Annotated in this window: 7 protein-coding genes and 1 rRNA gene; 2 read left to right on the top strand and 6 right to left on the bottom strand. The window is 58.4% G+C overall.

Going from position 1 to position 8,297, the window contains the following annotated elements; genetic code table 11:
• The 3 genes from A3714_RS01695 to ilvC all read right to left on the bottom strand — a co-directional run.
• A 16S ribosomal RNA gene (locus A3714_RS01695) occupies positions 1-192 on the bottom strand; the annotation flags it as partial.
• A gap of 543 nt (positions 193-735) precedes the next feature.
• Positions 736-1,515 carry a CDP-diacylglycerol--serine O-phosphatidyltransferase gene (pssA, locus tag A3714_RS01700; RefSeq protein ID WP_062817586.1) on the bottom strand — a complete coding sequence of 260 codons (780 nt, stop codon included), beginning with the start codon at positions 1,513-1,515 and terminating at the stop codon, positions 736-738.
• 96 nt (positions 1,516-1,611) lie between these two features.
• Complete coding sequence (gene ilvC, locus A3714_RS01705; RefSeq protein ID WP_062817668.1) at positions 1,612-2,628, bottom strand: ketol-acid reductoisomerase; 1,017 nt, start codon at positions 2,626-2,628, stop codon at positions 1,612-1,614.
• A gap of 166 nt (positions 2,629-2,794) precedes the next feature.
• Here ilvC and ilvY point away from each other — a divergent pair, with 166 nt between their 5' ends.
• On the top strand, positions 2,795-3,679 hold the full coding sequence (ilvY, locus tag A3714_RS01710) for an HTH-type transcriptional activator IlvY (RefSeq protein ID WP_062817587.1): 885 nt from the start codon (positions 2,795-2,797) through the stop codon (positions 3,677-3,679).
• 224 nt (positions 3,680-3,903) lie between these two features.
• On the opposite strand, the gene ilvN is transcribed toward ilvY, so the two are convergent.
• On the bottom strand, positions 3,904-4,395 hold the full coding sequence (gene ilvN / locus A3714_RS01715) for an acetolactate synthase small subunit (protein WP_062817588.1): 492 nt from the start codon (positions 4,393-4,395) through the stop codon (positions 3,904-3,906).
• Positions 4,395-6,116: an acetolactate synthase 3 large subunit gene (locus A3714_RS01720; protein ID WP_062817589.1), complete on the bottom strand. Its 1,722-nt coding sequence runs from the start codon at positions 6,114-6,116 to the stop codon at positions 4,395-4,397. The genes ilvN and A3714_RS01720 overlap by 1 nt, the downstream gene beginning before the upstream one ends.
• Before the next feature lie 307 nt (positions 6,117-6,423).
• On the opposite strand from A3714_RS01720, the gene A3714_RS01725 reads away from it, so the two are divergent.
• The gene (locus A3714_RS01725) at positions 6,424-7,035 is read left to right on the top strand and encodes a DUF4124 domain-containing protein (RefSeq protein WP_231865986.1); all 612 of its coding nucleotides are present in this window, start codon (positions 6,424-6,426) and stop codon (positions 7,033-7,035) included.
• A gap of 43 nt (positions 7,036-7,078) precedes the next feature.
• Here the strand turns inward: A3714_RS01725 and A3714_RS01730 are convergent.
• A partial coding sequence (locus A3714_RS01730; RefSeq protein ID WP_156493809.1) for an AAA family ATPase occupies positions 7,079-8,297 on the bottom strand: 1,219 nt, incomplete at its 5' end.

An 8,297-nucleotide genomic window follows, 5' to 3' on the forward strand; every position in this document is an offset into this window, starting at 1 on the left:
CCCCCGTAGGGATTATGCGGTATTAGCTCGAGTTTCCCCGAGTTATCCCCCACAAATGGGCAGATTCTCACGCGTTACTCACCCGTCCGCCGCTCGACGCCTGGTAGCAAGCTACCATCGTTTCCGCTCGACTTGCATGTGTTAGGCCTGCCGCCAGCGTTCAATCTGAGCCATGATCAAACTCTTCAGTTAAGAAAAGCGTTTAAAGTGCCTACGCACTTAAACCATGCTCAGTTCATCATCTGAATTAACAAAAACTTTGTTGACTCGTTCAGAACTGATTATCTGTAAAGACATCGTCCCGAACAGGTCCCACACGTTTGCTTGCCTGATTGTTAAAGAGCTTGGAAGCCTTGGCTTCCTGACTGCGTCCTTGGCGTGTTGCCGTGTCCGCCGTCTCTGTGGGGGCGCATTCTAGAGATTTCCCGGGGACCGTCAACACTTTTTTCATCACTTTTTTATCAAACGGTCACCTTTTAGGCATGGCGGGCAAAAAACCAGCGAAAACCCCTGTTTACGGTGATTTCTTGAGCAGTTTCATTTGCTTATCGGCACTTTCTCCAGCCGCCCGCAGGTATGAATTCGCCCCACTCTCTTTCTTTTCTACCCCGGGGACAGAGAAACTCCCCATCAAAGGCTCACCAAAAGCAAAAAAATGCACTCACCTCCCGCCTGCCTGGCTCCCGGCATGAAAAAGGGCGCCATTTCGGCGCCCTTCGGAATCTTGCGGGAAACTCAATCCGCCTTGCGTAACCGCCACAGGCTCATCAGCAACCCCGCCACCACATAGACAATGGCCACCGTAAGCAGCACCAGGGGCGGATCCAGGAAGACAATCGCGAAGGCCACGATAACCCCAAGCAACACTTTGAACGGAACCCGACCGATATGGAGCTCCTTGAAGGAGTGGTACTTCACCGACGACACCATCAGCAGACCCGCACCCGCCACCACCAGCGCCACAATCCAGGAGATATCATTACCGTCTATGCCCCGGCTGGCCCCCAGCCACACCAGCGTTGCCACCAGGCCTGCCCCGGTGGGGCTTGGCAGACCGATGAAGAAGCGCTTGTCAGTGCTTTCTGCCTGCACATTGAAGCGGGCCAGACGCAATGCCGCGCAGGCCACATAGATAAAGGCGGCCATCCAGCCAAATTTGCCCAGCTCCGAGAGCCCCCAGGAATAGGCCACCAGTCCCGGTGCCACCCCGAAGGCAACGCAGTCAGACAGGGAGTCGTACTCCGCGCCGAACTTGCTCTGGGTATTGGTGAGCCTGGCCACTCCGCCATCCAGGCCGTCCAGGATGCCCGCCACGATAATACCGATGGCTGCATGCTCGAACAGGCCATTCATGGCCGCCACGATGGCATAGAAGCCGGCGAACAGGGCACCGGTGGTAAACAGGTTCGGCAGCAGGTAAACCCCCTTGTGACGGGCGCCGGTACGGTGCTCGGCCTCCACCACCTCAAAGGTTTCTGGCTGCTCCGGGGTCGTTGTCTTGTCGTTGTCCTGCATGGTGGTCCATCCAAATTGGGTGTGACTAGTCTAACGCAGTGACCGTAAACAAAAAACGCGGCCGAAGCCGCGTTTTTTGATGATCCGTGCAAGCGCTTAGTTCTTGCTCTTGTCGACGATCTGGTTTGCCTGGATCCAGGGCATCATGCCGCGCAGTTTCTCACCTACCTGCTCGATGGGATGCGCCGCGTTGTTGCGACGGGCAGCCGTCATGGACGGGTAGTTCAGGGCGCCTTCAGAGATGAACTGCTTGGCGTACTCGCCGCTCTGGATGCGCTTCAGGGCGTTGCGCATGGCCGCACGGGATTCGTCGTTGATCACTTCCGGGCCAGTCACGTACTCACCATACTCCGCGTTGTTGGAGATGGAGTAGTTCATGTTGGCGATACCGCCTTCGTACATCAGGTCAACAATCAGCTTCAGCTCGTGCAAACACTCGAAGTAGGCCATTTCCGGGGCGTAGCCCGCTTCGGTCAGGGTTTCGAAACCGGCTTTCACCAGCTCGACCGCACCCCCACACAGAACGGCCTGCTCACCGAACAGATCGGTTTCGGTCTCGTCCTTGAAGGTGGTTTCGATGATACCGGTACGGCCACCGCCGACGCCGGACGCATAGGACAGAGCCACATTCTTGGCGTTGCCGGAAGCATCCTGGAAGATGGCGATCAGGTCAGGGATACCCCCCCCCTTGGTGAACTCGGTGCGCACAGTGTGGCCCGGCGCTTTCGGGGCGATCATGATCACATCCAGGTCGGCACGGGGAACGATCTGGTTGTAGTGGATAGCAAAACCGTGGGCGAACGCCAGGGTGGCACCCTCTTTCAGGTTCGGCTCGATTTCTTCACGGTACAGCTGGGACTGGAACTCGTCCGGGGTCAGGATCATTACCACGTCAGCGGCAGCGACAGCAGACGGCACATCGCTCACTTTCAGGCCATGGGCTTCAGCCTTGGCGATGGAGGAAGAGCCCGGGCGCAGACCGACAGTCACGTCCACACCGGAATCATTCAGGTTGCAGGCATGGGCGTGGCCCTGGGAGCCGTAACCGATGATGGCCACTTTCTTGCCCTGGATGATGGAAAGGTCGCAATCCTTGTCGTAATACACTTGCATGCTCATAGCTCTGGCTCTTTCAGATATCGGAAATCGGTGACGGACAGGCACAAAGGGAACCTGCCCGGACAGGCCCGCCACTCTAGGCTATCCGTCGCATTGCGTAAAATGATATATTTGAAACATTGCATTTCATTTACCGCAACGCAAAGTGATATAGCCATCCATGGATACCAAGCCGCTCCGCCTGTTCCTGACCCTGGCGGACACGTTGCATTTCGGGCGCACCAGCACCATGTGCCATGTGAGCCCGTCCACGCTCAGCCGTACCATCCAGCAACTGGAAGATGAGCTGGGCGTACCGCTGTTCTACCGCGACAATCGCAGCGTCACTCTCACCCGGGAGGGGCAACGCTTTCAGGAATACGCCCGAAATACCCTGATGCAATGGGACAACCTGCGTCACGCCCTGCAGGAAGACCGGCGGGTGCTGCAGGGGGAGCTGAGCCTGTACTGTTCGGTGACCGCCAGCTACAGCTTTCTCTACGATATTCTCAGCAGCTTTCGCCACCAGTACCCCCGCATCGAACTGAAGCTGCATACCGGTGACCCGGCCCAGGCGGTGCAACGGATCCAGTACGGCGAGGAAGATATCGCCATCGGTGCCAGGCCGGATCACCTTCCCGCAGGCATTGCCTTCCGCCCCATCGCCCGCTCTCCGCTACTGTTTATTGCCCAGGCCGGGCAGGCCCAACTGGCGGAACGGCTCAGCGGCAGCGCGACTAAAGCTGCCTGGGAAGATGTTCCCATGATCCTTTCCGAGGAAGGCCTGGCCCGGGAACGGGTGGACCGCTGGTTTCGACAACTGGGCGTCAAGCCGCATATCTATGCCCAGGTGGGTGGCAATGAGGCCATCGTCAGTATGGTGAGCCTGGGCTTCGGGGTGGGTATCGTGCCGAAAATCGTATTGGACAACAGCCCCCTGGCCGGCCGCACCCGTCCCCTGGATGTTCAGCCGGCGCTGGCACCCTATGAGGTGGGCCTGTTTACTCAGGAGAGACGGCGGGAAGAGCCGCTGATTCAAGCCTTCTGGTCGCAGCTACCGGAATAGGGTGAGTTTCGAGTTTCGAGTTTCGAGTTTCGAGTTTCGAGTTTCGAGTTTCGAGTTTCGAGTTTCGAGTTTCGAGTTTCGAGTTTCGAAGAGCAAAGCCCAAGTCTTTGCCTTTCGCAACTCGCTTCTCGTAACTCGCGACTCAACCACAGGCAGTTATCCCCCCACAAAAAAACCGCTCCGAAGAGCGGTTTTTTTTGTCTGGCGTCAGGCATCGAGTGATCTTACAGGCTCAACACTTTTTCGCCGCGGGAAATCCCCGATACCCCGGAACGCACCACTTCCAGTACCTGGGTCTCCCCGATGGCACCGATAAAGGCGTCCAGTTTGTCGGAAGCACCCGTGAGCTGAATGGTATAGACGGTGCTGGTCACATCCACGATCTGGCCGCGGAAGATATCCACACTGCGCTTTACCTCGGCACGCTGGGCGCCGGTGGCTTTTACCTTGATCAGCATCAGCTCGCGCTCGATGTGCGCCCCTTCGGTGAGATCCACCAGCTTGACCACCTCGATCAGCTTGTTCAGATGCTTGGTGATCTGCTCGATCTTCAGATCATTACCAAAGGTGGTCAGGGTCAGGCGCGACAGGGTGCTGTCTTCGGTGGGCGCCACCGACAGGCTTTCGATGTTGTAGCCCCGCTGGGAGAACAGACCGATCACCCGGCTCAGTGCGCCCGGCTCGTTTTCCATCAGAATAGAGATAATACGACGCATCAGGTCCGCTCCGTCTTGCTCAGCCACATGTCGCGCATGGAACCGTCTGCAATCTGCATCGGGTACACGTGCTCGGTGGGGTCCACATAGATATCCATGAATACCAGGCGATCTTTCAGGGCAAAGGCTTCGTTCATGGCCCCTTCCAGGTCCTCAAACTTGGTCACCTTCATGCCCACATGGCCGTAGGCTTCCGCCAGGGCCACAAAGTCCGGCAAGGACTCCATGTAGGACTGGCTGTGGCGGCCACCGTATTGCATGTCCTGCCACTGACGCACCATGCCCAGGGCCTGGTTATTGATGTTGATGATCTTCACCGGCAGGCCGTACTGCAGGCAGGTGGAGAGCTCCTGAATGTTCATCTGGATGGAGCCTTCACCAGTGACACAGGCCACGGTGGCGTCCGGGAACGCGAACTGCACGCCCATGGCCGCCGGCAGACCGAAGCCCATGGTCCCCAGGCCACCGGAGTTGATCCAGCGACGGGGCTTGTCGTACTTGTAGTACTGGGCGGCAAACATCTGGTGCTGGCCCACATCCGAGGTCACATAGGCGTCACCACCGGTAGCCTTGTAAAGGGCTTCCACCACCTGCTGGGGCTTCATGGGACCATTTTCATTGGTCTCATAGCGCATGCCGTGAACTTTGCGCCAGCCTTCAATCTCTTCCCACCAGCGCTCCAGCGCCTTCTGGTCGGGCTCGCCACCGTGCTCATCCAGAGCCGACAACATCTCTTCCAGCACCTGGTGCACCGGCCCCACGATGGGGATATGCGCCATAATGTTCTTGGAGATAGTCGCCGGGTCGATATCAATGTGGATGATCTTGGCACCCGGACAGAATTTCTTCACGTTGTTGGTCACCCGGTCGTCCAGGCGAGCCCCCACAGCGAGAATCACATCGGAGCTGTGCATGGTCATGTTGGCTTCATAGGTGCCATGCATGCCCAGCATGCCCACATTCTGCGGATCCGTGCCCGGGAAGCAGCCCAACCCCATCAGGGTATTGGTTACCGGGAAGTTCAAGCGGTGGGCCAGCTTGGTCAGCAGTTCGCTACCCTCGCCCTGGATCACGCCGCCACCCGCATAGATCACCGGGCGCTTGGCTTTCATCAGCTCTTCCACTGCCTTGCGGATCTGGCCGGAGTGGCCACGGCTGACCGGCGCATAGGAACGCATCTTGACCTTTTTCGGATACTCGTAAGGGTTCTTCACGTTCGGCGCGGTCTGATCCTTGGGAATATCGATCAGTACCGGGCCGGGACGGCCGGTGGTGGCAATGTAGAACGCCTTTTTCATGATCTCCGGAATGTCCTTGGCATCGCGGACCATGAAGCTGTGCTTCACCACCGGACGGGACACGCCGATCATGTCGGTTTCCTGGAAGGCGTCATCGCCAATCCAGTCGGAGCGCACCTGACCAGACAGAACGATCATGGGGATGGAATCCATGAACGCCGTCGCCAGGCCGGTAATGGCATTGGTGGCACCGGGACCCGAGGTCACCATCACCACGCCGGGCTTGCCGGTGGCACGGGCATAACCGTCCGCCGCATGGGTGGCCGCCTGCTCGTGGCGAACCAGAATGTGGCTGACCTTGTCCTGCTGAAACAATGCATCGTAAATGTGCAGTACGGACCCCCCGGGATACCCGAAGATGTACTCCACTCCCTCGTCTTGCAGCGCACGGACCACCATCTCCGCGCCGGATAACATTTCCACGGTTGCTACCTCAAATCAGAATGCATACAACCCACTGCCGTGCAGCGGGACGGGGTTTACAACTTGCTGCCTGCGGGTAAAACACCGTATTTGGGTGCTCTTGGGCCCTGTCGGAGGTGGCCGACACGAACGCAGGCTGGGAGGGCGACACGGAGGCACTGCAAACCTGAAGAGGGATTACTCCCGCTAAATAGGAATGAGAAACCTCCGGAGGCTCCCACAGCGGGACGAGAGTGCAGTAATACTGCTGGCAGGACATCGCGGTAACGGTGCCCCGGGTCCCGGCCTCACATTTACCGGTAAGCAAATGCGGGTCCCGATCTCCGGAAAGGCTCAATTTTGTCAGAAATGTGCGTCGATTCAAAGCCCTTGGTCGGGTTTGGGTTGCAGAAAATCCCCCTCAACAGTCATGCTAAAGTACGAGCCGAAAAGACAACCCGAAAAGAAGACCAACATTATGAACAAATTCAGCCTGTTGCTTGGCAGTGCCCTGCTCACCCTTGCCAGCGCCGGTTCGGCGGCCAAGTTCCACAAATGGGTCGACGAGGATGGCGTGACCCATTACGGGGCCAACCCGCCACAAGGGGTCGTCTCCACAGAAGTGAACACCCGCGCCAATGCGAGCTCCGATCAGGACCGCGAACTGGAGGCCCTGAATGCGAAGCGGAATGCGCGGCAAGATGCCAAAGAAGAGGCTGCCCAAGCAGCCAGGGAGGCCGAGCGCCTCCAGTCAGAGCCCGACGAAGTCGTCAAGGAGCGCTGCGAACAACACCGTAAAAATCTGGAAACCCTGAAGAACAAGCCCATTGTGCGAAGCAAGAATCCGGAGACCGGCGAACTGGAAGTTCTGGACCAGGAAGCAAGAGAAAAGATGGTTCAGAGCAGCCAGCAAGCCCTGGAAAAGTGCAACCAGAATTAAGGGTAAGTGAGCCCTGCCTCCCAGGGCTCACTGGACACCGCTCTCACCGCTCAAAAGTGAAGCGGTCCTCATGCACGTCGATGGAAATGGTGTCTCCCTGACCAAACTCTCCCCTGAGCAGGGCCTGGGCCAGCGGGTTCTCCAGCTGCTGCTGGATGGCCCGTTTCAGGGGCCGGGCACCATAGACCGGGTCAAAACCGGCTTCCACCAGTTTATCCAGAGCCGTATCGCTGAGCTCAAGACGGATATCCCGTTCAGCCAACCGCTTGCGCAACGCATCCAGCTGGATGGCGGCAATGCCCCTGAGCTGATCCTTGGCGAGAGGATGGAACACCACCGTTTCGTCCACCCGGTTAATGAACTCCGGACGGAAATGATTGCCCACGACCTCCATGACCGCTGATTTCATGGCCTCGTAATCGTTGTCTCCAGCCAGTTTCTGGATCAGGTCGGAGCCCAGATTCGAGGTCATCACCACCACGGTGTTGCGGAAATCCACGGTACGGCCCTGACCATCGGTCAGGCGACCATCGTCCAGCACCTGCAACAGGATGTTGAACACATCGGGGTGCGCCTTTTCCACTTCATCCAACAGCACCACGGAGTAAGGCTTGCGACGCACCGCTTCGGTCAGGTAGCCACCTTCTTCGTAACCTACGTAGCCTGGAGGGGCACCCACCAGCCGCGCCACGGAGTGTTTCTCCATGAACTCGGACATGTCGATACGCACCATGGCCTCTTCAGTATCAAAGAGGAAGTTGGCCAGCGCCTTGCAAAGCTCGGTCTTGCCCACCCCGGTCGGGCCGAGGAACAGGAAACTGCCATTGGGGCGATTGGGATCGGACAGCCCGGCCCGGGAGCGACGCACCGCATTGGCGACCGCTTCCACTGCCTCCGCCTGGCCGACCACCCGCTGATGCAAGGCCTCTTCCATGCGTAACAGCTTGTCTTTCTCGCCTTCCAGCATCTTGGCCACAGGAATCCCGGTCCACTTGGAAACCACCTCGGCGATTTCCTCATCGGTCACCTTGTTGCGCAGCAACTGGTTCTCGGTCTGCGACTGCTGCTCTTCCTGGTCCTGGGCCGCCTGCACCCGCTTCTCCAGTTCCGGGATAACCCCGTACTGCAGCTCGGACATGCGATTCAGATCTCCGGCGCGACGGGCCTGTTCCAGCTCGACACGGGCCTGTTCCAGTTCTGCCTTGTATTCCTGGGCTCCCTGCAAGGCGGCCTTTTCTGCTTGCCAGATCTCTTCCAGGTCG

It is taken from the genome of Alcanivorax sp. HI0007 (genome assembly GCF_001635525.1).
Lineage (GTDB): Bacteria > Pseudomonadota > Gammaproteobacteria > Pseudomonadales > Alcanivoracaceae > Alcanivorax.

Coding starts and splice junctions, on each gene's coding strand:
- ilvN (WP_062817588.1), bottom strand. CDS start 4,395: ATGCGTCGTATTATCTCTATTCTGATGGAAAACGAGCCGGGCGCACTG.
- pssA (WP_062817586.1), bottom strand. CDS start 1,515: ATGCAGGACAACGACAAGACAACGACCCCGGAGCAGCCAGAAACCTTT.
- A3714_RS01725 (WP_231865986.1), top strand. CDS start 6,424: ATGCGGGTCCCGATCTCCGGAAAGGCTCAATTTTGTCAGAAATGTGCG.
- ilvY (WP_062817587.1), top strand. CDS start 2,795: ATGGATACCAAGCCGCTCCGCCTGTTCCTGACCCTGGCGGACACGTTG.
- ilvC (WP_062817668.1), bottom strand. CDS start 2,628: ATGCAAGTGTATTACGACAAGGATTGCGACCTTTCCATCATCCAGGGC.